Here is a 26700-nt window from a genome sequence, read left to right as displayed (position 1 = left end):
TCTTGGAGCGTATGATCCCAAGGACGCCCACTATCATTCTGCGGAGGATCAACCATGGAGTTTCGCCAACTGCGGTACTTCCTTGCCGTCGCCGAGCACCTTCATTTCACCCTGGCCGCAGAACGGCTCGGCATTGCACAGCCGCCGTTGAGTCAGCAGATTCTTAAGCTCGAGAAGGAAATCGGCACCAAGCTTTTCATGCGCTATCCGCGTCGCGTTGAGTTGACCGAAGCGGGCGTCATCTTCAAGGAGCACGCGAAGCGGGTGCTGGACGAAGCCAACGACGCCTTGGAGCATGTCAAGAAGGCCGCTCGGGGGGAGAGCGGTCATCTCTCAATTGGATTCGCTGGCTCAACGGTGTTCCATCCGTTGGTAGCAACGACTCTTCGGCAGTTTCGCCAAAGCTACCCGGGTGTCCTGATTAAGACAGAAGAAAGCAACAGCACCGCGCTGCTGGATAAAGTCGTCAATAGCCAGATGGACTGTGCCATCGTCCGCTTACCCCTCAATTGCGCAGAGCTGCTAACAGTTCCTTTGGTCGAAGAGGAGATGGTTGCGGTATTGCCTACCGGTCATCCGTTGGGCCGATTGCGGAGCGTGGAACTCGCGCAACTCGCTTGCGACCCTTTTATCATTTTTCCCCGTTCAATCGGGCCGGACCTCTACGACTCGATCATCAGCGCCTGCCGATCGGCCGGATTTTCCCCGCGAATCGAATTGGAGTCGCCACAGCTATCTTCCACGGTGAATATGGTCGCTGCAGGTTTTGGCGTGACGTTGATTCCTGCATCTATCCGCCAGATCCATGCGGTCGGCGTCACCTATCAAAAGTTGAGGCACAAGACGTTGAAGACGACGATCGCGCTGGTTTTCAGGCCCCGGGAGAAGTCCGTGACCGTTCGGAATTTCGTGGAAAATCTGCGTATCGTTGGCCGACAAAAAAAGGAGTAACTCTGGGGACGGCGCAACAAACGGGGGAGGGGTCGTTGGCGTTGGCGGTATGGCGTAGGGCATCGTTGCTCCGGCCACGCTTGCGCCGGGTTATCTGCGAGGCGATGTTGGCAACCGCGAATCAGCAGTTAGAGGCAAACTAACTGCTTGAAAGAACAACCCTGTGTGTTGGGTAAGTCGAAGACTTGGCAGCGGACGAGTCATACGTCGCGGCGACGGTGATCGATGTTCTCCCTTTTTAGACTCAATGCTGCGGCGCAGACCATACCGAGAGCTCCTTGAGCTTTTGTTCGGTTGCCGCATCGAATTGCGCCTGAAGCCATTGCGCCGTGTCATCTGTAATGCTGCCCGAGCACAATAACCCTATAACAAAACCGTCCGCCCGTGCTCCGGCCTTTACGGCCATGATCATCGAGCCAGCTTTTTGAATTTCAGTCATGATTTTGTCTGCCTGGCGCTTCACGCCGGTGGGCATTTCTTTGCTGATATCGACCACTTTCCATACTCCACACACAAGCACTTGCTGGCTATAAGCCTTTATCCGGCGCTGTTCGCGCTCTGTTCTAGAAGAGTCCCGAGAAGCTCCAGCGTTCCAATAAATTTGGATCCAATAGGCTGGGGAGTGGGCATTGGATCGAGCGCTTGCGCGTGACGCCAATGTCGATATCAGGCGCCTGGATGACGCAATGAGGCTATTTTGGCCAGTGGTATGCCGCGTACTGTGACCCGTCATTGAGAAATGATGATCGCCTGACCCTCTGGTCAGCACGTCTTAACGTCGATCACAGAGAATAAAAAGAACGATGAATAGCCTGAGTTCCAAGGATTCGAACGGCCAACTGGCGCAGGGCTTCAAGCCGCGTCATGTCACCATGCTCTCCATCGCCGGCATTATCGGTGCTGGATTGTTTGTCGGGTCCGGGCATGCGATTGCGGCGGCGGGCCCTGCAGTCATGCTGGCGTATTTTTTTTCCGGGCTGCTGGTGGTGCTGGTCATGCGCATGCTGGGGGAGATGGCGGTGGCCAATCCGGACACCGGCTCCTTCTCGACCTATGCCGACCAGGCCATCGGCCGCTGGGCCGGGTTTACGATTGGCTGGCTGTACTGGTGGTTCTGGGTGCTGGTGATACCGATCGAAGCCCTGGCCGCCGGGCATATCTTGAACCAGTGGTTTCCCCAGATCGACGCTTGGCTGTTCGCCTTGTTGTCGATCTTTTTGTTAGTGGTCACCAATTTGTTCAGTGTCTCCAAGTACGGAGAATTCGAGTTCTGGTTTGCCATGGCCAAGGTCGTGGCGATCATCGGCTTTATCGGCCTGGGTGGCGCCGTGCTGATGGGCTGGATTCCCGAGCGGGAGGCCAGTGGCTTGAGTCGACTGATGGAGGAGCATGGCGGTTTTGCCCCGAACGGTATGTCTGCGGTCGTGGGCGCGTTCATTACCATCATGTTCAGCTTTATCGGAACGGAGGCGGTCACCATCGCCGCAGCGGAGTCCAGCAACCCCGCGCAGAATATCGCCCGCGCCACACGTTCGGTGATGTGGCGTATCGGCGTGTTCTATGTGCTGTCGATCTTCGTGGTGATTTCCGTGGTGCCTTGGAATGACCCTTTGCTGGCGTCCGTCGGTTCCTATCAACGGGCACTGGAGTTGATGAATATTCCCCATGCCAAGTTGCTGGTCGACGGTGTCGTGCTGATTGCCGTGGCCAGTTGCATGAACTCCTCTATCTACATTGCCTCGCGTATGTTGTATTCCCTGGGCAAACGCGGCGATGCGCCCACGTTGATGAAAAAGACGTCGGCAGCCAGCGTGCCTAGGGCCGCGGTGATCGCCAGTACCGTGCTGGGGGCTGGCGTGACGTTGCTCAGCTACTTCGTGCCGGCCGGGCTGTTCCAGTTCCTGCTGGCCAGTTCCGGGGCGATCGCGTTGTTGGTGTACTTGGTGATCGCCATTTCGCAACTGCGTATGCGCAAGCTTATGCAGCGCCGCAATATCACGCTGACGTTCAAGATGTGGCTGTTTCCCTGGCTGACCTGGTTGGTCATCGCCTTTATTTGCGCCGCGCTGGGGGTGATGCTGGTGACGCCAGAGCATCGTCTTGAGGTGTCTTCGACGATTGGGTTGGCGTTGCTGATTTCACTGGTGGGGGTTGTCACTGCGCGCCAACCCGTGCGCGCGCAGAGCCCACTTTCGATGGTTTCGCCGCCATGAATGCACGACCTGTGACCAGCATCCTGTTTGTGTTGTTGGACCGGTTCACGCTGATCTCATTGGCGTCGGCGGTCGAGCCGCTGCGCATGGCCAACCAATTGTCGGGGCAGGAGCTCTATCGTTGGTACACCGCCAGTTTCGACGGCACGCCCATCTGGGCGAGCGACGGCGTGCCCATCACGCCGGACAGCTCGGTGGATGCCGCCCCTTCGGCCGACATTATTTTCGTGTGCGGCGGGACGGGCATTCAAAACACGGTGACCCCCGAGCTGGTCAAGTGGCTGCGCGCGCAGGCGCGTTACTCCAAACGCTTGGGCGGCATCTGTACCGGCAGTTGGGTATTGGCCAGGGCAGGGCTGTTGGATGGCTTTGAGTGCAGCGTTCACTGGGAGTGGCTGGCCGCGATGCAAGAAGCGTTTGCGCGAGTGACTGTCAGCCCAAGCTTGTTCACCCTCGACCGCGGCCGCCTCACCAGTTCAGGGGGCACGGCGCCGATGGATATGATGCTGCACTTGATCGGCCTGGATCACGGGCATGAACTGTCAGCAGCCATTTCAGACATGTTCGTCTACGAACGCATGCGCAGTGAGCAAGACCACCAGCGCATACCGCTCAAGCACATGCTGGGCACTCAGCAGCCCAAGCTGCAGGAAATCGTCACGCTGATGGAGGCGAACCTTGAGGAGCCCATCGACCTGGACCACCTGGCGGAGTATGTCCAGCTCTCTCGACGGCAGCTTGAACGGATGTTTCAGAAGTACTTGCACTGCTCGCCGTCGCGCTATTACCTGCGGCTGCGGTTGATCCGCGCGCGCCAATTGCTCAAGCAGACGCCCATCTCTATCGTCGAATTGGCGGTGCTCTGCGGTTTTGTATCGACGCCGCACTTTTCCAAGTGTTATCGAGAATACTTCGGTGTGCCGCCCAGCGATGAGCGGTTGGCGACGCTTGAGCGCACGGTGGTGCAGAAGCCGGTGATCAACGTCGTGCGCAAGCCGATGCCCATGAGTGTGCTGGAGCAAGCACGCTCCGAGGCAACATTTGGCAGTTTCCGACGACTCAAATCCTCCCTGGGCTGACCGACGTTGGTGGTCACCGTTCGTCCAGTACTCGGCACTCGTGGGTCAGCCACTGGCTCTTATGATCAGGCGCGGGTATTCCGTGCTCAGTCACCACGGAGAGCCAACATGGATATCGATGAGAACGCACCGGGCAACCTTTCACAGCAGGCTGTCACGCGGGGCACCGACAACGAGACCGGGCATGATCCGCGCAAAGGCGACGACGCGTTGCCATTGCCACCCGATGACGAAGCGCCACTGGACGAGGATATGTCGGATGTAGATGCGGCGGATTCGGTCGCCAGTGAGCATCCGGACAACTGACGTGCTGTCTGCGGGGAGGGCACGCGCTTGCTCCCCGCATTGGCCATCGCGGGCTAGAAGCACCAGTCCTCAGCTTTTACCACCTGGCAGAACGGCCCGTGCAACGTGGCGTTGTGATGGGCCACGATATCCTTGGCCTGCAGCGCCGCGGTGTCCGAGCAGGTGTGCCCATCGGCGATCAGCACTGCATCGAAGCCAAGATCACGGGCGGCACGGCAGGTGCTGTCGACGCAGTATTGGGTTTTCATACCCGCGATCACCACGCCCGTCGCCCCGACAGACCGTAAGCTGTTCGCCAGGTCGGTCTGGGCAAAAGCATTAGGCCGCTGCTTTTCAAACACCACTTCATTGCCTGAAAGCTTCAGCTGCGGCGCCAGCCTTGTGAGCGGGCTGTCCGGCGCCATCGGCGACCCCGCGGGCCCGACGTGGCGCGCGAGGAAAATTCCAGCCCCGGCGCGGCGGGCCTGATCCATCAGGCCATTGACGGTGTCGAGCATCGCGTCGCAACGCCAGGGTGTTTCCGGGCCATGAACTAGGCCGACTTGGATATCGAGTACCAACAGTGCATACATGGGTGCATCTCCTTGCGTTTGCGCCAGCAACACAAGGCACAAAAAAAGGCCCTGTCCATTGCTGGCGGGCCTTTGAAGTTCGTTGGCTATGGGCTCACGACACCTCGCACGCACCGCTTTGAGCGGTCGTGGTGAGGGTGGTCGAGGTGAGGCAATAATTTGTCATAAATCGACACTAGCAACACGGTCGCCCGCTGACAAGGGCGCAGCCGCTGGACGTCACTTATGCAAAATCGCCTGATGAATCTCCTGCAACGGCATGACGCGTTGGGCGGCGTTGAGTTTGATGGCTTCCTTGGGCATGCCGAACACCACACAGCTGGCTTCGTCCTGAGCTACCGTGGCGGCGCCGGCGTCGAGCATTTCCTTGAGACCGCGGGCGCCGTCGTCGCCCATGCCGGTCATGATGATGCCGGTGGCGTTCTTGCCGGCAAATTTGGCCACTGAGCGAAACAGCACATCCACCGACGGCCGATGGCGATTGACCAGCGGCCCGTCAATCACCTGGGCGTGATAGAAGGCACCGCTGCGGGTGACCATCAGGTGTTTGCCGCCGGGGGCGATCAAGGCCAGGCCGGGCAGGATACGGTCGTTATTGCGCGCTTCACGCACCTCGATCTGGCACAGGCCGTTGAGGCGCTCGGCAAAGGACGCGGTGAATTTTTCCGGCATGTGCTGCACGATCACTATGCCCGGGCACACCCTCGGCAGCGCCGTGAGCACCGCTTCTAGCGCTTGGGTACCGCCAGTGGAAGTGCCGATGGCGACGATGCGTTCGGTGGTCTGGGCCATGGCCTGGCCATTGGCGGCGGGCAGGATCGCATCCGCCGTGAGCTTGCTGGCAGGGACGGGGGCTGGTGTGGGCTTGGCGATGCGCTTGCCCAGGTTCTTGACGTTGGAGTTGGCCGCCGCACGAATCGCCGCCACCAGCTCGGGGCCGGACTCGATCAGGAAGTTTTTCAGCCCGGTGGTGGGCTTGGTGATGATCTCCACGGCGCCGGCCGACAATGCCTGTAGGGAGGTTTCCGCGCCTTTCTGAGTCAGCGACGAACAGATCACCACTGGCGTGGGGCGCTCGCTCATGATCTTGCGCAAAAAAGTGATGCCGTCCATACGCGGCATCTCTACGTCCAGCACGATCACATCCGGCCATTCCCGCGCGAGCTTGTCCATGGCGAAGATCGGGTCGGAAGCCGCACCCATGACATGGATATCCGGTGTGTCGTTGAAAATCGCCAGCAGCACCTGGCGTACCACGGCCGAGTCATCGACCAGCAGCACGCTGATTTTTTTGGTAGGCATCTTTTTCGAGTATTCCCATTGGTTGGTGCCGGACCCAGACGTTGCCGTTCCAGAGGTCGAACATAATCGTGCGATAGCCGGTACTGCCCATGTCCTGGGCCGTCAGGTGCAGGTGGTGGCGTTCTGCGAGGGCCAGTGCGGCGCGGATATTCAGGTTGGCCACGTTGTGGGCCGGTCGCTGGCGCGGTTGCTCAGGGAACATCTCGCCGCCGCCGAACACTTTGACTTGGTAATCCTGCGGCCGTGTACCGTTGGCGCGGGCGTGGCGCAGTAACAGTTCGAGGGCTTCGTCAGCGTACTTGCCATCCAGTGGCTGGCCCGTGCGGTTGCGCGCCGGCAGCATGAAATGGCACATGCCGCCGATGCGCCGCTGGGGGTGCCAGAAAGTGAACGCCACGCAGGAGCCGAGCAAGGTACGCAAACGCGTCGGGCAGGTGGCAAAGCTGACTTGGCCAGGGGCGAGCACCACTTCGGCGGCATTGGCTGGCTTTTTCATGGCTTGCGGTAAATCGACGGCGCCACCAGCTTCAACGTGTCATTCACGCCGTTGAGGCTTTCAGAGTGGCTGATGATGAAATAACCGCCGGATTTAAGCTGCGGCAACAGTCGTGCTACCACCTGGGTCTTGGTCGGCTGGTCGAAATAGATCATCACGTTGCGCAAGAAGATCACGTCGAATTCGCCCAGGCTGGGCAGGGGTTCATTAAGGTTGACCTGGACAAAACTGACGCGGTTGCGCAGCGGCTTGTCGATCAGGAGCGTACCTTCCTGGCGGCCGATGCCCTTGAGGCAGTACTTGACCAGCAGTGGCTGGGGCAGGTTGGCGGCGCGCTCCATGGGGTAGTGGCCGTTGCGCGCCTTGGCCAGCACTTGGGTGCTGATATCGGAGCCGAGCACTTCCCAAGGCGTGGTGTCCAGGCCTTCGGCCAGGGTCATGGCCAGGCTGTAGGGTTCTTCGCCCGAGGAACTGGCCGCGCTCCACACGCGGAACACCTTGCCGGGCGCGGCGTTGGGCAGCACCTGCTGGCGCAGGAAATCAAAGTGCTTGGGCTCGCGGAAAAAGTAGGTCTCGTTGGTGGTCAGCAAGTCCAGTGCAACTTGCAGCTCGCCTTTGCGCTGGTCGCTCATGATCAGCTTGAAATACTCGCCGTAGCTCTTGAGTTCATAGTGCTTGAGCCGCTTGAACAGCCGGCCGGCCACCAGGGCCTTTTTGGCCGGTGACAGGTTGATACCCGCCGCGCGATGCAGCCAGGACTGAAACTGGCCGAACTCGCGGTCATCCAGCGGGGTGGTATCAGGCATGATCGCACCTCACCGCGGGTCGAAGTCGAGGGCCGGCGCCTGGCCGGCTTCGGCAAGGCTGGACATTTCATCGATGGACAGCACCTTGTCCACCTCCAGCACAATCACAAACTTGCCCTCGACCTTGGCCATGCCGCTGATGAAGTCTGCACGAATCCGCGCGCCGAAGCTGGGCGGCGGCTCAATCTGGGTGGCCGGGATTTCCTGCACGGCGGACACGGTGTCCACCAGCAACCCGATATCCTGGGGCAGGCCGTCCTCGGTGCTGGCTTCGATAATGATCACGCATGAACGGCGGGTGATCTGCGAATTGGCCCGGCCAAAACGCGCCGACAGGTCCACCACCGGCACCACCGCGCCGCGCAGGTTGATCACCCCGCGCACGAACGCGGGCATCATCGGCACCACGGTCAGGCTGCCGTATTCGATTATTTCCTTGATCCCCAGAATGCCGATGGCGAACATCTCGCCGCCGAGCATAAAGGTCAGGTATTGCGCATCCTCGTCGACCGCGACGGCGGCCTGGCGGGTAGTCATCACTGCGCCCATCTCATTACTCCCTGTGAGCCCGGATTGATGCGTACGATCAGAAACGGGTAAATTCCGATTCGTCCGGGGCAGTGGCCATGTTGTAGGCAAAGGCCTTGCGCGCTGGCGGTTGCGCGGGGCGCGGCGGCTGGCGAGTCGGCTTGCTGCCGGCGCTGTCGACACTGCTTTGGGTGGCGGCCCTGGACGTCGTGTCGAGCACGAAGAAACTCATGGCCTGCTGCAATTGTTCGGCCTGGCTGCTCATCTCTTCGGCGGTGGCGGCCAGTTCTTCGCTGCTGGAGGCGTTCTGCTGGGTGACCTGGTTAAGCTGGGTCATCGCCGTGTTGATCTGCGCCACACCGGCGGCCTGCTCTTCGGACGCCGCGCTGATTTCCTGCACCAGGTCGGACGTTTTGTTGATCGACGGCACCATCTCATCAAGCAACTTGCCGGCTTTTTCGGCCATGTCGACGCTGCTGGAAGACAGTTCGCCGATTTCCTGAGCGGCAACCTGGCTGCGTTCGGCCAGCTTGCGCACCTCGGCGGCGACCACGGCGAAACCTTTGCCGTGCTCGCCGGCCCGTGCGGCCTCGATGGCGGCATTGAGCGCGAGCAAATTGGTCTGGTAGGCAATGTCATCGATGATGCTGATGCGCTGCGCGATCTTCTTCATCGCCACTACGGTCTGCTGCACTGACTCACCGCCGTCGGTGGCTTCCTTGGCGGCCTTGCTGGCCATGCCATCGGTGACCTTGGCGTTCTCAGTGTTCTGGTTGATGCTGGCGCTCATTTGTTCGATAGAGGCACTGGTTTCCTCGACGCTGGCCGCTTGTTCGCTGGTGGCCTGGCTCATCGATTGCGCCGTGGCGCTGACTTGCTCGGAGGCGCTGGCCAGGTTGTCTGCGGCATTTCGCACTTCGCCGATGATATGCGCCAGTTTGCCGACCATATTGCGCATGGCGTTGAGCACCATACCGGTTTCATCTTTGGCGCCCGGTTCGATCTGTGCACTGAGGTTACCTTCGGCCAATTGCTCGGCGGCGTTGGCGGCCTGCCTTAGGGGGCGAGAAATGATCCGTGCGATAAACATTGCCAGGCCCAAGCCGATCAAAAGGGCGGCGACCAAGGCCGCGATGATCGACAGACGCGAGCTTTCATACAGCGCAGAACCCTTGTCACCGGCAGCAGTGGCGCCAGCATCATTGAGCTCGACCATTTTTTGCAGGCGCGCGGTCACTTCATCGAAGTGCGTCTTGGATTCGCCCCTGAGCAGCCCGCGCGCTTGGGTTTCCTGGTTCTCCCGGGACAGCTCAAGCAACTGTTTACTGGTGGCCAGGTACGCAGCCCATCCGGTTTTCACGCTGTCCAGCAACTGCCGGTCTTCGTCATTCGATAGCAGTTGTTCATAGGTGCCCATGCGCGTCTCGAACTGCTGGCGCGCCTCGGCGGCTTCGCGTTCGGCCAGGGCCTTTTCCTCGGCGACCTCGGTGGAGATATGACGGTTCTCTTTCAAGCGGTAGTTGGCCGCAAAGAAGCGCATACCGGCCGCCGCGCGCATTGACGGCATCCAATTGCCGCGGATGTCCTGCGCGGCCTGGTTGACGCCCCCCAATTGGAGGATAGCGAAGGCACCCATGGCCGCTGTGAGCGCCAGGACCACCAGGAACGAGCTGATCAGCTTGGTGGAAATTTTTAGATCGTAAAACCATTTCATCGCGGAACCTCCATGGAATTGCAAATACGTCAGCGAGCGACGACCAGTGGCGACTGTGGCGCCTGGGCTGTGCGAGCTTCCATTTGTACGAGTTGGTTGAGCAGGGCCGGCACATCCAGGATCAGGGCCACGGCCCCGCTGCCCAGAATGGTCGAGCCGCTGATGCCGCGCAGTGCGCCAAACAGCTTGCCCAAGGGTTTGATCACGGTCTGGAACTCACCGAGCAGGTCGTCCACCACTAGCCCGGCCTTGTGCTCGGCATAACGCACCACCACCACGTTATGGCGCCGGGCGGCGGGGCCTTCGTGGTTGAAGTGGTCGCGCAGGTGTACCAATGGCAGCACCTCGCCGCGCAGGTCCAGATAGCCTTGTTCGCGGCTGGAGTCGCGCTGTGGTTCGTCCAGTTCGATGCATTCCTGAACCATGTCCAGGGGAATCACATAAGTGGCCTGGTCGATGCCGACCAGGAAGCCATTGATGATTGCCAGGGTCAGCGGCAGCCGAATGCGCACCACCGTGCCCTGGCCGGGGCGGCTGTCCAGATCTACAGTGCCGCGCAGCAGCGTGATGTTGCGCTTGACCACGTCCATGCCAACGCCGCGCCCGGACAGGTTGGTCACCGCCTCGGCCGTGGAGAAGCCCGCTTCGAAAATCAGGTTGTAAATTTCCTGATCGGACAGCACCGCACCGCTGGCCACCAACCCGCGTTCCTGGGCTTTTTCCAGAATGCGTTCGCGGTTGAGCCCGGCGCCGTCGTCGGCGATTTCGATGACGATGCTGCCGGAGTCGTGATAGGCATTGAGGCTCAGATGGCCCTTGCTCGACTTGCCCGCCGCACGCCGCGCCTCGGCGCTTTCGATGCCGTGGTCCATGGCGTTGCGCAGCAGGTGCATCAGCGGATCGCCGATCTTCTCCACCACGGTCTTGTCCAGCTCGGTCTCCGCACCACTGATCAGCAGGTCGATGTCCTTGCCCAACTCCTGGCTGACGTCGCGCACCACGCGGCGGAAGCGGTTGAAGGTGTCGCCGATGGGGATCATGCGCAGATGCAGGGCGCCATCGAGGATTTCTTCCACCAGCCCCGACACCGTTGACGTGGCTTCATGCAGTGGGTCGTGGTTGCAGGAGCGCGCCAACAGGCTCGCGCCGGCGCTGGCGATCACTAACTCACCGACCAGGTTGATCAACTCATCGAGCTTGTCGGCATTGACCCGTACATAGTTGCCATCTCGGGGTTTGGCCTCGCTGGCCGTCGCCACGCGCTGGGGCGCGGTGCTCCGGTGAGTGGGTTCGGCCTGGGTAACCAGCTCGGTGCCGGTGCTCGCCAGGTTGATGGGCGCTTCATCGACGGCCGTGATTTGCACTTCACACTCGTCGCGCACAAAGTCGAACACTTCGTTGAGGGTGGCGTGGCTGGCAGTGGAACGCAGGTCGATCTCGAAGCCCAGGTAGCAGCTTTCCGGGTCAAAGCTTTCCAGCGCCGGGATGCTGTCGGTGAGGGTGTCGACCTGCACCATTTGCCCCAGGGTTTGGAGGTAGCGCAGGAACGACAGCGGGTCCATGCCATTGCGGTACACGTCCGCGCCGAAGCGCAGAGAAATATGCCACAGCACTTCGGCTGACTCGCCGTCGGCCGCCTTAGCGGTTACGGCGTCGGCGGTGGTGGCGTGAAGCGGGTGGTAGACACCCAGCGCCTCGCGCAAAGCCTCACCGCGCTGCAAGGCGGCGGGTGTAAGGGCTTCACCACGACTGGCAACCACGTCAATCAGTTCGAGCATGTGGTCGCCGCACTTGAGCAGCAGGGCGATCAAGTCGGCATCCACCGCGATATCGCCGTCGCGCAGGCGATCCAGCACATCTTCGACGATATGCGTGAACCCCACGATCGGCGCCAGGCCGAACAGCCCGGCTGAGCCTTTGATGGTATGCGCGGCGCGGAATATCGCACCGATGGCGTCTTGATCGTCGGGTTCGTTCTCCAGTTGCAGCAGGGATTGCTCCATGGCCTGCAACAGTTCGCGGGCCTCCACGATGAAGGTCTGCTGTGCCTGATCGAGATTGATGCTCACCTGGACTTTCCTTGTCGATCAATGAACGGTGGCGCCGCCTACAACGCGGCGCCGCGACAGAGTTGCAGTGTTTGCGTGACGGCCTGGCTCTGGCCAGTCAGGCTCAGGGCGGTGCCGTTGATGCCGGCTTCGCGTTCTATCACCGCGAGCAGTTGCAGGCCGGCGCCATCCATCTCAGTGACCTGTGACAGGTCTAGCTCAAGGCGGGCCGCGGCGCCAACCTGCGGCAGCAGCGCGGCGGCCAGCTCGGCGACGGTGTAGATCGTCAGCTCGCCTTCAATGCCCACGCGGGCCGTGTCGTCAGTGGTTTCGTGGGTGATGGACATGCCAGCCTCCCCGGATCACGGCAGAATCAGCTTGGACACCGCCGCGAGCATCTGCGCCGGCTGGAACGGCTTGACCACCCAGGCCTTGGCGCCCGCGGCCTGGCCTTCGGCTTTTTTCGATTCCTGGGACTCGGTGGTCAGCATGATGATCGGCGTGAACTTGTAGTTGGCCAGCTTCTTCACCTCTTTGACAAAGGTGATGCCGTCCATATTGGGCATATTCACGTCGCTGATGATCAGGTGCACTTTCTGCCCGTTGAGTTTGCCCAGGGCGTCCTTGCCATCGCTGGCCTCGATCACGTCGTAACCGGCGCTTTTCAAGGCAATACCGACCACTTGCCGCACGCTACTGGAGTCGTCGACCACTAATACACTTTTCGCCATGATGGGCTCCTAAAAGAAAGTGATGTCTTGGGAATTCTGCTGCGCGGCGTCGTTGCCATGGTGCGTGCGCCGCTGCTCGTCGGTGGCGTAGGTGGACTCCATACTGGCCAGCCATTGTCGGGCGTCGATGCTCACGGCCTGGTCCGGCGCTTGTCTGGCCTGACGCAAGTGATCGTGCAAGGCGTTCATGTTGTCGCGCACATGGCTGAGAATCTGGCTGACCCGGTCCTGGAACTGCAGGTTGACCAGCACGTCGGTCATTTCGTCGCGGATGCCGTAGCTTTCCTGCTTGAGCAGGTCGGCGGACTCGGCCAGGCACCCGGTGATGTTCTGGAAGCGCTCAAGCACCAGTTGGATGCTTTGCTCGGACGCGCCGACGGAGTTGCTGTCCTGATCGGCGCTGGTGGAGGCGGCCTGCACCAGTTGAGTAATGGCGTTGTTGATAATGTCGACCTTGGCCGACATTTGCTGGCCGGTCTCGCTGGACTTGCTCGACAGGCTGCGCACCGCATCGGCCACCACCGCAAAACCGCGCCCGGCTTCACCGGCACGGGCCGCTTCGATCGCGGCATTCAGCGCCAGCAGGTTGGTCTGCGCGGCAATCGCGGCGACGTCGGCGGCCATGGTGCGTAATTCGCCGGTGTAGGCGGTAAGGCCGCGTACTTGCGCCAGGGTCTGGTCGCGGCTGGATTGGGTGGCCTTAAGTGAGTCGATCACCTGGCTCAATTCGCTGTCACTGCGTGCCAGCACCTTGAGCGCGCCGTCGGCGGCTTGCCCATCCAATTCACCGGCTGCGTGCTGTGAAGCCTGGACAGTTTCCTGCAAGCGTGCGGCGATCCCAGTGAAACGATTCGCCAGGCTGACAATGGCTTCCTCGGTCTGCTGGCGTGAGCTTTCCACCTGTTTGGCCCAGATCGGCATGGCGCCCAGCAACACCTCATCGAGTTGCGCCCGCGCCGCCTGGCTGTTGTGCGCTGCGTCGGCATCGGCCTGATTGGCCAACGTGCTCGATGTCGCGCGCCATAGGGCATCGCGCTGAGATTTCGCGCTCCAGGCGCAGGCCCCAAGACCGACCAGCACCAACGCTGCACACGCGACGAGGTTGGCCGGGGAGGTTGACTGGATGAGGATCCAGATCACCGCAGGCACCACGGGAATGAAAGCGAACCAACGAAAACGCGGATGACCGGTGAGGGAAGTGCGGCTGGAAGGAGGCGGGGTCATAGTTCGATCCTTGAACAGTACTGCGGATATAAACAACATAGGGGTTATCTGCCCTATGTGCCGCAACTTTAGACTCGGCAGTGTGCCTTCCGTCTGGTTTATGACCAGCAGGTGACGGACGGTTATGTCTAAATGCCACTATTATGAACTGTAGCCTAGAGTGAGGTATTTGGGCGGCTTCAATGGCGAGATTATTCAATGAGCTTGGCTTTATCATGAGCTAACGTTCATGCAACGCCCTCTGATGACTCGCTGGATACGCCCTGATGAGAGACCTGCCACCCACCGCGACACTCCGCGCTTTTGAAGTCGCTACCCGCCACCCGACCTTTACTGCCGCCGCGCAGGAACTGCATGTGACTCAAAGCGCCGTCAGTCACCAGCTCAAGCATCTTGAGGCGCTGTGGGGCGTGCAGTTGTTCGAGCGTGGCAAGGCGCTACGCCTGACCGCGGCGGGCGCTACCCTGGCGCCTATCGTGCGCGAGTTTTTTTTGAGCCTGGAGGCGACGCTCAGCGACCTGCGCGAGCAGAAGGGCAGGGTTCGGTTCAGCGTCAGCACTACCTATTCCTTTGCGCTGAAATGGCTGCTGCCACGCCTGCCGAACCTCTCTCGCCTGCACCCCGAGCTGCTGGTGTCGTTGGACACCACGGATGCCATTATTCATTTCTCCAACGCCCAGGCAGACGTCGCGATCAGGCTGGGCAAGGGCAGTTACCCTGGCCTGTATTCAGAGTTCTTGTTCGGGGAACAGGTATTTCCCGTGGCCAGTCCCGAATTGCTGCGCCGCGTCGGGACACCGCTGAGCCCCGCCGAGTTGTTGCATTTTCCGCTGTTGGCCCGTGATGGCGCAGAACTGGCGCCCAAATGGGAGGCGTGGTTCGAGGCGCTGGGCCTGGTGTATCTGCCGCTTAGGGAAAGTGTCAGATTCGGCGATACCAACATGACGGTCGAGGCGGCATTGCTTGGCCAAGGCGTGGCATTGGTGCGCAGCGGGCATGTCGAGAAGGAAATCAGCGACGGCCGTCTGGTGCGGCTATTCGACGTGCATTTTCCATCACCGCTGGCTTATTACTTCGTGTGCCCCAAAGGCGTCGAAACGTTGCCGCACATCGTCAGCTTTCGCCAATGGTTACTGAGTGAGGCGCTGAAAGTGCGGGACGTGAAGGCGCCCATGATGAGTGTTCATTCATGCCTCGATGAGGAGACTTCGCTGTAGTCCCGACATCGGCGTAAATAGAATGAGGCATGCCTATTCATCTGGTCTGCCTCGTCCTTTTCGCCGCGCTCTTGCATGCCAGCTGGAATGCACTGCTGCGCAGCGGTGCCGATCGGCTGTGGTCCATGACGGTGATGTGCATGGTCATCGCTATCACCTGCGCGGTCGCTGCCGTGTTTATGCTGCCGCCTGCGGTGGAAAGTTGGCGCTATGCGCTGCTGTCGGGGCTGCTGCATGTGGGCTACAACTTGTTCCTGGTGCGCAGTTACCGGGTCGGCGACCTGGGGCAGATCTATCCGATTTCCCGTGGTTCTTCGCCGGTGCTGATCGCCCTCGGGGCCGCCGTTTTTGCCGGGGAAACCATCGCTCCTGGCCAGTTGCTCGGTATTGCGTTGGTCTCGGGTGGGATTATTTCGCTGGCGTTCAAAGGGCGCCGGCTTTCGGTCCCCAGCCTGCCCTATGCCCTGGGCACAGGCTGCTTTATCGCCGCCTACAGTGTTGTCGATGGCATCGGCGCCAGGCTCTCCGGCGCGCCAATGGCCTACACCGTCTGGATGAGCGCCCTCTGGGGTGTGCTGATGCCCATGGTTTACATCGCTCTGCGCGATACCCGCAGCCTGTTCCGCGCGCGGCCCGGCACCCTGACGGCGGTGCTCGGCGGGCTAGTCTCTTTGCTTGCCTATGCCATGGTCATCTACGCCATGAACGAAGCGCCCTTGGGCGCAGTATCCGCATTGCGCGAAACCAGCGTGTTGTTCGCAGCATTGATTGGCTACGGGTTCCTCGGCGAGGCGCTGACTGCGCGCCGCATTCTGGCGTGCGTGGTGATCGCCTGCGGCGCCAGCATCATCGGCTGACTCGGCCAATCACCTAGAGAGGGATTCACTATGACCACTGTTTCGCAGGCCCCTTTGATCCTGATAACCGGCGGCAGTCGCGGGGTGGGTGCCGCCACCGCCCGGCTGGCGGCCCAACGAGGGTATGACGTGGCCATCAGCTACGTCAGCAACGAGTCCGCAGCGCAGGCGGTGGTTGCGGATGTGCAGTTATTGGGACGCAAGGCCTTGGCCACGCGCGCCGACAGTGCGGATCCGCGCCAGGTGGCCGATCTATTCGAAGCCATCGACCGTGAGTTCGGGCGCATCGACGTCCTGGTCAATAACGCCGGGGTACTGGCGCTGCAATCACGGGTGGAGGCTCTCGACTTCGAGCGGATGCAGCGCATCTTCGCTGTCAACGCCATCGGGCCGATACTCTGTGCCCAACAGGCGGTACGGCGCATGTCCTATCGGCATAATGGCCCTGGTGGGGTGGTCATTAATGTCTCTTCGGCATCGGCCCGACTTGGCAGCCCCAATGAATACGTGGACTACGCGGCCTCCAAGGGCGCCCTCGAAACGTTCACCATCGGGTTGGCTAAAGAGGTGGCGCGGGAAGGCATACGCGTCAACGGTATTCGCCCCGGGCATATCTACACCCAGATGCACGCCAGTGGCGGCGAGCCTGGGCGGGTCGATCGCGTCAAGGACTCAATCCCCATGGGGCGTGGCGGCCAGCCGGAAGAAGTGGCACGGGCGATTCTATGGCTGGCGGGCGCGGAGGCGTCTTTCGTAACCGGCACCTTTCTCGATGTGACCGGGGGTAAATAAAGCAGGGGGCGGCGCTGGCGCGAATGTCCAATAAGCGGCTGCTCATCACCTGTTGAAGGAACCGTCTCGCTCACGGCTGTGTCCATGTGCTGTCGCCACCTGTCAGCACTGGCCCCGAGATATCTAGCCGTTATGGAGCAAATGCGCGCGCATGTTTGAACACCTCGACCTTAATCACCTGCTGGCCACCTATGGTTACTTGGCCGTTTTTGTCGGCTGCCTACTGGAAGGCGAAACCATTCTGATACTGGGAGGCGTGGCGGCGCATCAGCAGGTGCTCAAGTTGCTTCCCGTGATCGCCTACGCCAGTCTCGCCGGCATGTTGGGGGACCAATTGCTGTTCTGGGCGGGGCGCTATTTCGGCGACCGTTTGTTGCCGCGCTTACATAAAAAACAAGCGGCCATCGACAAGATCACAACGTTGATCCATCGGTACCCCACGGTGTCGATTTTTTCGGTGCGCTTTCTCTATGGCATGCGTTTGTTGGGGCCGATGGTGATTGGCGCGAGCAGGATTTCACCGCTCAAGTTTGCCTGCATCAATGCGGTGGGCGCGCTGGTCTGGGCCACGCTATTTGCCAGTGCCGGGTATTGGGCTGGGGAGTTTTTGCAACGCGTCCTGGGCGACTTGAAACCTTATCGACTGCCCATTGCACTAGGCGTCGTCGGCGTGGTGGTGGCTGTGGGGCTGATACGCCATTACCGATCCAGGCGCAAGCAACCCTGACTCGCGGCTTCTAGGGTTAAAGCCAATCCAGTCATTACTGGCATAATGCCGTTTTCCCGTTCAACCGGATGCATGGACGCTATGTTAAAGACCCTGACGCTTCTGGTGCTGTTGAGCACCATCATGGGCTGTAAAAGCCTGACCCGACCCGCCGATTACGACTCATCGATGACTGGCTTTCGCTGCATGTGGATTGCCGGCCAGAAACCGTTTGAGCGCGACAATCTGCGCTATATCGAGCGCTATGCCGAGTATGGCAATGCTACGTGCATGGCGATCTTGGGCAAGCTGTATCAGGAGGGTGGCTATGGGGTCGATCAAGACTTTCGCGAGGCCCACGCCTTGTTCGTCGAAGCCGCCAAGTTAGACCCGGCTGTCAATGTTCTGCTCGGGCAGATGGCCGAGCGCGGCGAAGGTGAGCCGGTGGATTACGCCAGGGCGCGTACGTTCTACCGTCTTTCCGGTAAGAACGCTGCGCTACCGTTGGGGCGTTTGATGGAGGAGGGCAAAGGAGGGCCGCAGGACCTGCCTGGCGCCCTGGCCTTATATCTGGAGGCCTCCGAACGCTGTGGCGATGAGGCCTGGCTGGCGATGAACCGTTTGCGTAAAGCCGGCCAGCCGCTCACTGAGGTTCAGGCCAAACGTTATCAGCAGATGTGGCTGAGCAGCTTTGTCAATTTACAAAAGCGGCGGATGGCAGTGGGTGAAGTGTTCGAGGCCGTTGACGCCACCGGCGAGGCCAAGCGCGTCACGCTGTCCTACCGCTTCAAGTCAGACAGTGGCGCCCCTCAGGTGACAATGGTCGAGCCCTCGGGGGATGCCCATGTGGATCAGTGGGTCATGAGGGCCGCCGCGCGGGTGACCATGGGCGAATCCGCGCCCTTGACGGACAGCTCGGGGGAGCTGGAAATCAAGGCGCCGCTGCTTTTCACGGTGCAGGACCCGCAGCACAAGCCTTACCGGAATTGGCTATGCGGCCGTAAGCCCTGCAGTTGATCGTCCAGCGTTGAACAAGGCCATGCTCAGGGCTTGTTGCGTCGGCAGCGCTCCGAGCAATAACGTACCTCGTCCCAGCAACGCGCCCACTTCTTTCTCCAGGTGAAAGGCAGGCCACATGTGGCGCAGGTCTTGACTGGCAGATCACTCTTTTTCATGGCTCTTACGGCTTTGGAATTAGCAAATAAATGAACTATGGCAGCGTAAAGCTTTTCCATGTTTAAACAACTTTGCTATTGCCGGCTCACGCCGGCTGAATCCACAGTGCAACCCGCCCGTAGAGCCGCCCATGACTGATTCCAGCCTCAGCAACGCTTCGCCTTCCAAGCCGTCACTGCGCCGCGCCGTCACCGGACCGATGCTGTTTTTGTTCATCCTTGGCGATGTGCTGGGCGCCGGTGTCTATGCGTTGGCTGGCACCATTGCCGGGCAAGTGGGCGGGGCGATCTGGGTGCCGCTGCTGGTGGCGTTGTTCTTCGCCATGCTCACCGCCGGCTCGTACGCGGAACTGGTGACCAAATACCCCCACGCCGGCGCCGCGTCGGTGTTCGCTGAGAAGGCGTTCAAGTCGCCGCTGGTTTCGTTTCTGGTGGGTTTCAGTATGCTCGCGGCCGCGGTCACCAGTGCGGCGGGGCTGTCCCTGGCGTTTACCGGCGACTATCTGGCGGCGTTTTTTGAGGTGCCACCGACCTTGGCGGCCTTGGTGTTCCTGGCGGTGATCGCATTGCTCAATGCGCGTGGTATCAAAGAGTCCCTGGGCGCCAATATGGTCATGACCTGTATTGAGTTGTCTGGGTTGTTGCTGGTGGTGATAGCGGCGGGCTGGTGTTTCCAGGCCGGTGAGGCGAACCTGGGGCGCGCCGTAGAATTCAAGCCTGGCGTGAACCCAATGCTCGCGGTATTGGGGGCGGCATTGTTGGCGTTCTATTCGTTTGTCGGCTTTGAGACCTCGGCCAACCTGGCGGAAGAAATCCGTAACGTGCGCACCGTGTATCCGCGCGCACTGTTCGCCGCATTGATCACCGCCGGTATCGTGTACATGGCGGTCGGAGTCGCTGCCTCCGTGGTGCTGCCGACGGACCGACTGATGGCTACCTCAGCGCCGCTGCTGGAAGTGGTGCGGGCTTCGGGCCTGAACATTCCGCCCCAACTATTCGCCTTCATTGCCCTGGTGGCGGTTGCCAATGGCGCACTGCTGACGATGATCATGGCCAGCCGCCTGGCGTACGGAATGGCTCGCATGGGGTTGCTGCCGGCGCCATTGTCGCGGGTTCTGCCCAAACGCCGTACGCCGCTGGTGGCGATCTTGGCCACCAGCGGCGTGGCCATGGCGCTGACCGCCACCGGCACGCTCGCGGCCCTGGCCGAAACGGTGGTGGTGCTGCTGTTGTTTGTGTTCCTCAGCACTAATCTGGCCGTGCTGGTGCTACGTCGGGACCGTGTCGACAGGGATCACTTCCGCGTGCCGATCTGGGTGCCGGTGCTAGCGATCATGTCGTGCCTGGTTCTGCTCAGCCAGCAAAGCCTCGACACCTGGCTGCGGGGCGGTGCGCTGATGCTGCTTGGGGTTATGTTGTATGGCTGCAACCGTCTGGCGACGCCCGTTGCATCACCGAGCTAGAGAGATAAGGGTCACCTTGTGCTGGTGCGGCGGGTACGTTTGTGCGTCCGCGGCTTGGCACTGATTTCAATCCACACAGGCGCATGGTCACTGGCATGTTCTTCGTTGCGCACCCAGGCATCGACGCCTGCGTTTTTAAGGCGCGAGGCCAGCACCGGGTTGAGCAAGAGATGATCGATGCGCAAGCCGGAATTCGTCTGCCAATGCTGACGGAAGTAATCCCAGAACGTGTATACGCGCTCATCGGGATACAGGTGCCGTAACGAGTCGACCCAACCTTGATCCAGCAGCTTCTGGTAGCACGCGCGGGTTTCCGGCTGAAGGAGCGCATCTTTGAGCCATGAGCGAGTGTTGTAGATATCCAGATCGGTGGGCACCACGTTGTAATCCCCGGCCAGCACCACCGGGTGCTCGCTGCTTTGTAAGGTTTGGGCGTGTTGGATCAACTGTTCGAACCAGTGCAGTTTGTAGTCGAATTTCGGCCCAGGCTGCGGGTTGCCGTTGGGCAAGTACAGGCAGCCGACGACCACGCCCAGCACCGCCGCTTCCAGGTAGCGGGCCTGGGGATCGTTATCGGCCCCTGGCAAACCTCGATGAATCAGCAGCGGCTCGGCGTCGCGCGCCAGGATAGCCACCCCGTTCCATGCAGCTTGCCCATGGTGCACGGAGCCGTATCCGACGTGCTCCAGCGCCTCGGCAGGAAAGGCGTTGTCCTGCGCTTTCAACTCCTGCAGGCAGACGATGTCCGGACGTTCCCGCTCCAGCCACCGCAACAGGTTTGGCAGCCGCGCGCTGATGCCATTGACATTGAATGTAGCGATCTTGAGAGGGTGCATGGCCAGGCTCCTCAACCGGTGACGTCAGTGCTGATGGGGCGTGCGGGTAGGGTCAGCTATCTGAAATACCTGCCCCTCGCGCCACGCATCCGCGCCCGGTGCCACGGTAGGCGTCGGTATGTCGGCGCGGGTTCTGCGCTTTTGCGCACTGTCGATGCCGAACCGACGGTCGCGCTCGGCGACTTTCTGTGGGTCGGCCTGGCCGTCGGCGGTGAAGCCCATCATCAGCTGGGGAACACCCAAGGGCAGGTCTTTATGCAGGTCCGTATGCCAGGTATGCCAGGTCTTGCCATAGGTGTGCACGAGCTTTTCCATCAGTGCATGCTCGGCCACCTCAGGAATGCCAGGCGCCACCAGTTGGCCGGACTTCACCTCATGCATATGGCTGTGCCACAGCGCCTGCTCGGCCTTGGGCAGGCCGGTGAACAAGCGCTCACTGATGATGTATTCCACGCCCATCAACTTAGCGTCCTTGCGGTTGCCATCGTAGATCACACACTGGATCACCTCTTCGTTGAGGATCGCGCAGTAATGATGCGCCTCCATTTGCACGTCCATCTGACCGTTGTAGAAATGGAAACCGTCGAGGTAGGCGTTCAACGCCTCAATCGGGGGACGCGATTGCAACAGCGCTGCGCCAGCGTCCAGGGAGCGCGTGGTGGTCGAAGAGGCATCGCCAGGTGCGACCACGTTGGATGCCGAATTGCCAGCCGCGCAGGCGCCGAGCAGCAGGGCCATTGCGCTTGCACAGGCCATTTTGAGTGTAGGGATTGTTTGAATGCCCGCCATGTTTGAGTCCTTTCCGTTGAGTCGAGTGCATTCCTATGGATAACCCGTACTCCGGGAAAGTTTCTTAGGCCGAGTCATACAACGCGCGAGGTCAACCGTTCATCAGGCCCAGAGCACATTTGTTGAACATAAACTGCGAGCGGCCGGCCAGACCAAAAGGGGCTGGCGCATGCGAAGCGCCCGCCATCACACGTCGCTTTATTAATCCGGTAAACGATCATGAAGAAGTTATATCTGTGTTTGAGTGTGTGCAGCCTGTTCCTGCTGCATGGCTGCTTCGACAGCTCGGACAACGCCACTAAAGGCAATAGCAGTACGACCAAATCTTCTGTGCAGATGCAAGAAGGCAAGGCGGATGAGCATAAGTGACAAGGCGAGTCATCGTGTTATGGGGGTGATTGCAAGGTACGGGTACGGCCATGGACGAGGAGTGAGGAGCCCGCAGCGCGCTCGCAGGCCAGCCCACGCGCCCTCAATCGGCTGCGTTTGCCCGTTCATGATTATTCAGGGCTACGGCCACGGCTTTGGCCACGTCGATAAACGCCCGCGCCGCCGCCGAGGGATACACCCCTTTGCGCTGCATCAACACCGCCGTGCGCTGCAAGCGCTGCGGGGCCAGCTCAATCGCCGCCAACTCGGGATGGGCCCGTGCAATCGCAGCCGGCAAGAGTGTCGATAAGGCAGTCCGGCGCACCACCTCAATCAAGGCGCCGATCACATTGGCCTCCATGACTACACGCGGGCGGATACCGTGCTGGTTGCAATAGCGGTCGATCTGGTCGCGGGTGGCGAACTCTTTGCTCAGCACAATCAGTGATTCGCTGTTCAGCGCTTCCAGCCCGATGGACGACCGGCCTGCCAACGGGTGTTGGCTGCCCACCACGAGCGCCAGGGTTTCCACCAGCAAGGGGTAAGCGTCGATGTCGGGCGCGTGTACCTCGTCAAAGGCGATGCCTACATCCAGCTCGTCAGCCAGCAGTTGGTTCTCCATTTGTTCCTGGGCAACTTCACGCACGGTCAACGTGATGTTGGGATAGCGACTGTGAAAGGCGTCCACCAACGGCCCAACGAGGTACGTGGTGAAGGTGGGTGTGACGGCGATGCGCAAGGTGCCCCGGCTCAAATCGCCCACATCGTGGATGGCCCGTTTGCCTTGCTGTAGCTCCTGCGCCGCCCGCAACGCATGACGCAGGTAGACCTCACCGGCGTCGGTGAGGCGGGTTTTGCGCCCTGAACGATCAAATAACTGAGCGCCCAGACTTTCTTCCAGTTGTCGAACTTGCTGTGACAGCGCCGGTTGCGAGACATGCAGGGCCGCTGCCGCCTTAGTGAAACCTTGATGTTCCGCGACGGCGAGAAAGTATTGAAGGTGGCGCGCGAGCTTGTTTGTTTCCATAAGATTATCTGATGCAGTTGATCATATATAAGACTTTTACCTTATTTTAAGGGCGCCGTAACCTTGGTTCATCGCAATGCGAGCCAAAGGAGTTACCCCATGCAAGACATCATCGACGGTTTTCTGAAGTTTCAGCGCAATGCCTTTCCCAAGCGGGCCGGTCTGTTCAAAGACCTGGCCAATCAGCAAAACCCCCGTGCGTTGTTCATCTCCTGCTCCGACAGCCGCCTGGTGCCGGAGCTGGTCACCCAGCGTGAGCCGGGCGACCTGTTTGTGATCCGTAATGCCGGCAATATCGTGCCGTCCTATGGCCCTGAGCCGGGCGGCGTGTCGGCCTCGGTGGAATATGCCGTCGCCGCCTTGCAAGTCAGCGACATCGTGATCTGCGGCCACTCCGATTGCGGCGCCATGACGGCCATCGCCACCTGCACCTGCCTGGACCATATGCCTGCGGTGGCCGGCTGGTTGCGCTACGCCGATTCCGGCCGAGTGGTCAACGAAGCCCGCCAGCACGTCGATCAGCCCGCCAAAGTCGCGTCCATGGTGCGCGAAAACGTGATCGCACAGTTGGCCAATCTCCAGACGCACCCGTCTGTGCGCCTGGCCCTTGAAGAAAAACGCGTGACGCTGCATGGCTGGGTCTACGACATCGAAAGCGGCTGCATCCAGGCTTTCGACAGCCGTACCGGCACGTTCGTGGCCTTGGCCGACTACCCAGTGAGCGCCGACATCCCGGCAACACCTCGCTCCAACTGAAGTACCCAGGTACCTGTATCGCAGGTAAGCCTATGCCCCTTTTTTACCCACGGAGAAATCCCCATGATCCAGTCGCAAATCAGCCAAACCACTCGCCTTGCCCTGACCGACGTCATCCTCTTGGCCAAAGCTCGTAAAGACCTATCGTTCGCCCAGATCGCCGAAGGCACCGGCCTGCACGAAGCCTTCGTCACCGCCGCCTTGCTTGGCCAGCACCCGCTGCCGGCTAACGCCGCCCAAGTCGTCGCCGACACCCTGGGCCTCGATGCGGATGCCGTGCTGCTGCTGCAAACCATCCCGGTACGCGGCAGCATCGGTAACGGCGTGCCGACCGATCCAACCATCTACCGCTTCTACGAGATGATTCAGGTGTATGGCACCACGCTTAAGGCGCTGGTCCACGAGAAGTTTGGCGACGGCATTATCAGCGCGATCAACTTCAAACTGGATGTCAAAAAAGTGGAAGATCCAGACGGCGGTTCGCGTGCCGTCATCACGCTGGACGGTAAGTACCTGCCTACCAAACCGTTCTGATTGAGTGAACCTTGGCCCGACGCCGCAAGGCGCTCGGGCCATGCTCAGGGTGAGTTTGCCGTTTCAGCGGCGCGCAGACAGCTGTTGCGGTGCTAAAAATGCATCGTGGAAATAGTTACGAAAAGCCTGCATTGCCGGGCTGAATTCGCGCTCGCGATGCCACGCCAATCCCACACTCATCGGCGTCACCTTGTCGGTGACTGTCAGGGTTTCGATGCGTTTTCCTTCCAGTGACCAGGGGCGGTGCACCAAGTCTGAGAGGATTGCCACGCCGCTGCCATTGGCGACCATGCTGCGCACCGCTTCGACTGAGCTGGTACGCACCCGCACGTTTGGCTGCTGATGCGCATGTTCCCAGTAGCGCATGGCGCTTTGTTCGGCTTCGTCGACGGTCAGCAGGATGTAGGGTTCTTTCGCAACGTCGGCGAGACTGACCGCCGAGCGCTCGCACAGCGGATGGTGGCTGGGCAGCCATAACCGCCGTTCGGAGTTGAAGAGAATCTCTGAAACGATGTCCGGGTGCGTGAGGTTGGCGGTGAGCACCACGGCCATATCAAAACGACCTTCCAACAAGCCCTGTTCAATCGCTTGCCGTTCCTGTTCATGGACTTCAATCGCCACGTCCGGATGCCAGTGTTCCAGGCGCTGCAAATGGTGCGGCAGGAAATAGCCGATCACCGTGTAGCTTGCCGCTAAGCGCAACACGCCACTGGCGCGGATATCCGGCAACGGGCTGTTCAACGCGTCATCGACGCTGCGCAAAATCACGTAGGCCCGGTTCAAAAAGTGCCGCCCGGCGTCGGTCAGGCTCATGCCCTGGGCCGAGCGCTGGAACAACAGCGTGCCGAGAATGCCTTCCAGTTCCTTGATCGCCGTGGTCACTGCGGATTGGGAAATATTCAGATGAATTGCGGCTTGAGAGATTTGCCCGATCTCGGCGGTAGCGACGAAATAGCGTACTTGGCGCAGGGTCAGGGACATTAGCACTCCGGACGATGAGGTATCTGTTTTTCAGAAGATGGCCTATCTGATAATAGATCTTCCCAAGGGGTAGGCAGGAATTTAACTTGGCCTGTATGAAGTCACAAGCGTCGGGAGCAAGCGTCATGCAGGCAGTAGATTTCAACTCGGACATGGGTGAAGGCTTTGGCCCCTGGACCATCGGCGATGGTGTCGACAATGAGCTGATGGGCTTTATCAGTTCGGCCAACATTGCCACCGGTTTTCATGCCGGTGATCCCGGCACCATGCGCCGCACCGTCGAGCAGGCCAAGCGCCTGGGCGTGGCCATCGGCGCGCATCCGGGGTTTCGCGACTTGGTGGGGTTTGGCCGACGGCACATCAATGCACCGGCCCAAGAACTGGTCGACGACATGCTCTATCAGTTGGGCGCCTTGCGTGAACTCGCCCGGGCTCAAGGCGTGGCCCTGCAACACATCAAACCCCACGGCGCGCTCTACATGCATCTGGCCCGGGACGAAGAGGCTGCCCGTTTGCTGGTGGAGAACCTCCAACGTCTGGAACCGGAGTTGCTGCTGTATTGCATGCCCGAGTCGGTGATCTGGCGGGTTGCCACGGAACTGGGGCAACCGGTGATCCGCGAGTTCTACGCCGACCGCGAATACGACCTCAGCGGCTCCATCGTTTTCACCCGCAACGTGCGAGCTTACGACCCGGCCTTCGTCGCCGAGCGAGTGCTGCGTGCTTGCCAACAAGGCGTGGTGCGCACCGTCGAGGGCGAGGACCTGGCGATTGAGTTCGACTCCATCTGTTTGCACAGCGACACGCCGGGTGCCCTGGCGTTGGTCGAAGCCACGCGTCGTGCACTTGATGGCGCGAGCATAAAGGTCCGAGCACCGCGCTGAGACCGAATGAAAACACCTGGCACACAGACGCCAGGGTTGACTCACCGATTTACTTTTTGCCTGCCTTTCTACAACTATTCCAAGAGGAACAGACATGGCCGAACACACTGTAATCACCCCGTTGCCGGGAACCTTCTACCGCAAAGCTACTCCGGAATCGGCGAACTTCGTCGAGGTCGGCGCGCAGGTCAGCGCCGACACGGTGATTGGCCTGATCGAGGTCATGAAGCAGTTCTCCGAACTGACCGCCGGGACGGCCGGTCGCCTCAATGCCTTTTTGGTAGAAGACGGTGATCCGGTGGAACCGGGTCAAGTCGTCGCAACACTCGACGGCGAGTGAGGGC

At 60.5% G+C, this 26700-nt stretch carries 31 protein-coding genes; 15 read left to right on the top strand and 16 right to left on the bottom strand.

What is annotated here, in order from left to right:
- Window positions 1-54: 54 nt before the first annotated feature.
- Complete coding sequence (locus K1567_RS03705) at window positions 55-951, top strand: LysR family transcriptional regulator (protein ID WP_034097631.1); 897 nt, start codon at window positions 55-57, stop codon at window positions 949-951.
- A gap of 244 nt (window positions 952-1195) precedes the next feature.
- Here the strand turns inward: K1567_RS03705 and K1567_RS03700 are convergent, their stop codons facing one another.
- Window positions 1196-1447: a hypothetical protein gene (locus K1567_RS03700; RefSeq protein WP_244192377.1), complete on the bottom strand. Its 252-nt coding sequence runs from the start codon at window positions 1445-1447 to the stop codon at window positions 1196-1198.
- Window positions 1448-1754: 307 nt separating this feature from the next.
- Between K1567_RS03700 and gabP the strand changes: the two genes are divergently transcribed.
- The 3 genes from gabP to K1567_RS03685 all read left to right on the top strand — a co-directional run bounded on the left by gabP (window position 1755) and on the right by K1567_RS03685 (window position 4549).
- Window positions 1755-3164 carry a GABA permease gene (gene gabP, locus K1567_RS03695; protein ID WP_220698150.1) on the top strand — a complete coding sequence of 470 codons (1410 nt, stop codon included), beginning with the start codon at window positions 1755-1757 and terminating at the stop codon, window positions 3162-3164.
- Window positions 3161-4243, top strand: coding sequence for a GlxA family transcriptional regulator (locus K1567_RS03690; RefSeq protein ID WP_034097633.1), 1083 nt, complete (start codon window positions 3161-3163; stop codon window positions 4241-4243). Before gabP ends, K1567_RS03690 begins: the two co-directional genes overlap by 4 nt.
- Window positions 4244-4351: 108 nt before the next feature.
- Complete coding sequence (locus K1567_RS03685; RefSeq protein ID WP_220698149.1) at window positions 4352-4549, top strand: hypothetical protein; 198 nt, start codon at window positions 4352-4354, stop codon at window positions 4547-4549.
- 53 nt (window positions 4550-4602) lie between these two features.
- Here the strand turns inward: K1567_RS03685 and K1567_RS03680 are convergent, their stop codons facing one another.
- The 10 genes from K1567_RS03680 to K1567_RS03635 all read right to left on the bottom strand — a co-directional run bounded on the left by K1567_RS03680 (window position 4603) and on the right by K1567_RS03635 (window position 13667).
- Complete coding sequence (locus K1567_RS03680; RefSeq protein ID WP_184336440.1) at window positions 4603-5121, bottom strand: isochorismatase family protein; 519 nt, start codon at window positions 5119-5121, stop codon at window positions 4603-4605.
- 219 nt (window positions 5122-5340) lie between these two features.
- Complete coding sequence (locus K1567_RS03675) at window positions 5341-6423, bottom strand: chemotaxis response regulator protein-glutamate methylesterase (protein WP_034138321.1); 1083 nt, start codon at window positions 6421-6423, stop codon at window positions 5341-5343.
- The gene (cheD, locus tag K1567_RS03670) at window positions 6386-6919 is read right to left on the bottom strand and encodes a chemoreceptor glutamine deamidase CheD (RefSeq protein ID WP_034097638.1); all 534 of its coding nucleotides are present in this window, start codon (window positions 6917-6919) and stop codon (window positions 6386-6388) included. The genes K1567_RS03675 and cheD overlap by 38 nt, the downstream gene beginning before the upstream one ends.
- Complete coding sequence (locus K1567_RS03665) at window positions 6916-7725, bottom strand: protein-glutamate O-methyltransferase CheR (RefSeq protein WP_034097641.1); 810 nt, start codon at window positions 7723-7725, stop codon at window positions 6916-6918. The genes cheD and K1567_RS03665 overlap by 4 nt, the downstream gene beginning before the upstream one ends.
- A gap of 9 nt (window positions 7726-7734) precedes the next feature.
- A complete protein-coding gene (locus K1567_RS03660; protein ID WP_034097643.1) occupies window positions 7735-8274 on the bottom strand; it encodes a chemotaxis protein CheW in 540 nt (179 codons plus the stop codon).
- A gap of 37 nt (window positions 8275-8311) precedes the next feature.
- Window positions 8312-9967 (bottom strand): methyl-accepting chemotaxis protein, encoded by a 1656-nt coding sequence (locus K1567_RS03655; RefSeq protein ID WP_047882414.1) that lies wholly within the window; start codon window positions 9965-9967, stop codon window positions 8312-8314.
- Window positions 9968-9996: 29 nt separating this feature from the next.
- The gene (locus tag K1567_RS03650; protein ID WP_220698148.1) at window positions 9997-12036 is read right to left on the bottom strand and encodes a chemotaxis protein CheA; all 2040 of its coding nucleotides are present in this window, start codon (window positions 12034-12036) and stop codon (window positions 9997-9999) included.
- Window positions 12037-12074: 38 nt separating this feature from the next.
- Entirely contained in the window at window positions 12075-12362 is a 288-nt protein-coding gene (locus K1567_RS03645; protein WP_034097649.1) for a lipid asymmetry maintenance protein MlaB, read from the bottom strand.
- 15 nt (window positions 12363-12377) lie between these two features.
- The gene (locus K1567_RS03640) at window positions 12378-12746 is read right to left on the bottom strand and encodes a response regulator (RefSeq protein WP_034097651.1); all 369 of its coding nucleotides are present in this window, start codon (window positions 12744-12746) and stop codon (window positions 12378-12380) included.
- A gap of 9 nt (window positions 12747-12755) precedes the next feature.
- A complete protein-coding gene (locus K1567_RS03635; RefSeq protein WP_371264000.1) occupies window positions 12756-13667 on the bottom strand; it encodes a methyl-accepting chemotaxis protein in 912 nt (303 codons plus the stop codon).
- 569 nt (window positions 13668-14236) lie between these two features.
- Between K1567_RS03635 and gcvA the strand changes: the two genes are divergently transcribed.
- From gcvA to K1567_RS03610, 5 genes are all read left to right on the top strand, one after another.
- On the top strand, window positions 14237-15187 hold the full coding sequence (gene gcvA, locus K1567_RS03630; RefSeq protein WP_047882411.1) for a transcriptional regulator GcvA: 951 nt from the start codon (window positions 14237-14239) through the stop codon (window positions 15185-15187).
- A 29-nt stretch (window positions 15188-15216) separates the two neighbouring features.
- Window positions 15217-16044: a DMT family transporter gene (locus K1567_RS03625; RefSeq protein WP_220698147.1), complete on the top strand. Its 828-nt coding sequence runs from the start codon at window positions 15217-15219 to the stop codon at window positions 16042-16044.
- Between the two features lie 30 nt (window positions 16045-16074).
- Complete coding sequence (locus tag K1567_RS03620; protein ID WP_040268200.1) at window positions 16075-16836, top strand: SDR family oxidoreductase; 762 nt, start codon at window positions 16075-16077, stop codon at window positions 16834-16836.
- A gap of 151 nt (window positions 16837-16987) precedes the next feature.
- Window positions 16988-17563 (top strand): DedA family protein, encoded by a 576-nt coding sequence (locus K1567_RS03615; RefSeq protein WP_047882408.1) that lies wholly within the window; start codon window positions 16988-16990, stop codon window positions 17561-17563.
- A gap of 72 nt (window positions 17564-17635) precedes the next feature.
- Entirely contained in the window at window positions 17636-18559 is a 924-nt protein-coding gene (locus K1567_RS03610; protein WP_220698146.1) for a tetratricopeptide repeat protein, read from the top strand.
- A gap of 26 nt (window positions 18560-18585) precedes the next feature.
- On the opposite strand, the gene K1567_RS03605 is transcribed toward K1567_RS03610, so the two are convergent.
- Entirely contained in the window at window positions 18586-18717 is a 132-nt protein-coding gene (locus tag K1567_RS03605; protein ID WP_082036879.1) for a DUF2256 domain-containing protein, read from the bottom strand.
- A gap of 131 nt (window positions 18718-18848) precedes the next feature.
- Between K1567_RS03605 and K1567_RS03600 the strand changes: the two genes are divergently transcribed.
- Window positions 18849-20180, top strand: a complete 1332-nt coding sequence (locus K1567_RS03600; RefSeq protein WP_259444983.1) for an APC family permease — start codon at window positions 18849-18851, stop codon at window positions 20178-20180.
- An 11-nt stretch (window positions 20181-20191) separates the two neighbouring features.
- On the opposite strand, the gene xth is transcribed toward K1567_RS03600, so the two are convergent.
- On the bottom strand, window positions 20192-21016 hold the full coding sequence (xth, locus tag K1567_RS03595; RefSeq protein WP_034097665.1) for an exodeoxyribonuclease III: 825 nt from the start codon (window positions 21014-21016) through the stop codon (window positions 20192-20194).
- Window positions 21017-21040: 24 nt separating this feature from the next.
- Window positions 21041-21772 (bottom strand): OBAP family protein, encoded by a 732-nt coding sequence (locus tag K1567_RS03590; protein ID WP_405045998.1) that lies wholly within the window; start codon window positions 21770-21772, stop codon window positions 21041-21043.
- 252 nt (window positions 21773-22024) lie between these two features.
- On the opposite strand from K1567_RS03590, the gene K1567_RS03585 reads away from it, so the two are divergent.
- Complete coding sequence (locus tag K1567_RS03585; RefSeq protein WP_167389889.1) at window positions 22025-22174, top strand: hypothetical protein; 150 nt, start codon at window positions 22025-22027, stop codon at window positions 22172-22174.
- Between the two features lie 103 nt (window positions 22175-22277).
- Here the strand turns inward: K1567_RS03585 and cynR are convergent, their stop codons facing one another.
- Window positions 22278-23201 carry a transcriptional regulator CynR gene (gene cynR / locus K1567_RS03580; RefSeq protein WP_034113611.1) on the bottom strand — a complete coding sequence of 308 codons (924 nt, stop codon included), beginning with the start codon at window positions 23199-23201 and terminating at the stop codon, window positions 22278-22280.
- 99 nt (window positions 23202-23300) lie between these two features.
- On the opposite strand from cynR, the gene K1567_RS03575 reads away from it, so the two are divergent.
- Both K1567_RS03575 and cynS read left to right on the top strand, forming a co-directional pair.
- Window positions 23301-23957: a carbonic anhydrase gene (locus K1567_RS03575; protein WP_034097669.1), complete on the top strand. Its 657-nt coding sequence runs from the start codon at window positions 23301-23303 to the stop codon at window positions 23955-23957.
- Window positions 23958-24020: 63 nt separating this feature from the next.
- Window positions 24021-24491 carry a cyanase gene (gene cynS / locus K1567_RS03570; RefSeq protein WP_034097671.1) on the top strand — a complete coding sequence of 157 codons (471 nt, stop codon included), beginning with the start codon at window positions 24021-24023 and terminating at the stop codon, window positions 24489-24491.
- Window positions 24492-24554: 63 nt separating this feature from the next.
- Here cynS and K1567_RS03565 read toward each other — a convergent pair whose 3' ends face one another.
- The gene (locus K1567_RS03565; RefSeq protein WP_047882404.1) at window positions 24555-25472 is read right to left on the bottom strand and encodes a LysR family transcriptional regulator; all 918 of its coding nucleotides are present in this window, start codon (window positions 25470-25472) and stop codon (window positions 24555-24557) included.
- 125 nt (window positions 25473-25597) lie between these two features.
- On the opposite strand from K1567_RS03565, the gene K1567_RS03560 reads away from it, so the two are divergent.
- Both K1567_RS03560 and K1567_RS03555 read left to right on the top strand, forming a co-directional pair.
- A complete protein-coding gene (locus K1567_RS03560) occupies window positions 25598-26356 on the top strand; it encodes a 5-oxoprolinase subunit PxpA (RefSeq protein ID WP_047882403.1) in 759 nt (252 codons plus the stop codon).
- Between the two features lie 94 nt (window positions 26357-26450).
- Complete coding sequence (locus tag K1567_RS03555; protein ID WP_034113616.1) at window positions 26451-26696, top strand: acetyl-CoA carboxylase; 246 nt, start codon at window positions 26451-26453, stop codon at window positions 26694-26696.
- Window positions 26697-26700: the final 4 nt, after the last annotated feature.

The sequence above is a fragment of the Pseudomonas sp. S5F11 genome, from assembly GCF_019641515.1.
Lineage (GTDB): Bacteria > Pseudomonadota > Gammaproteobacteria > Pseudomonadales > Pseudomonadaceae > Aquipseudomonas > Aquipseudomonas rhodesiae.
Note: the sequence above shows the minus strand (reverse complement) of the source record. Positions and strands in the feature narration are given on the sequence as shown.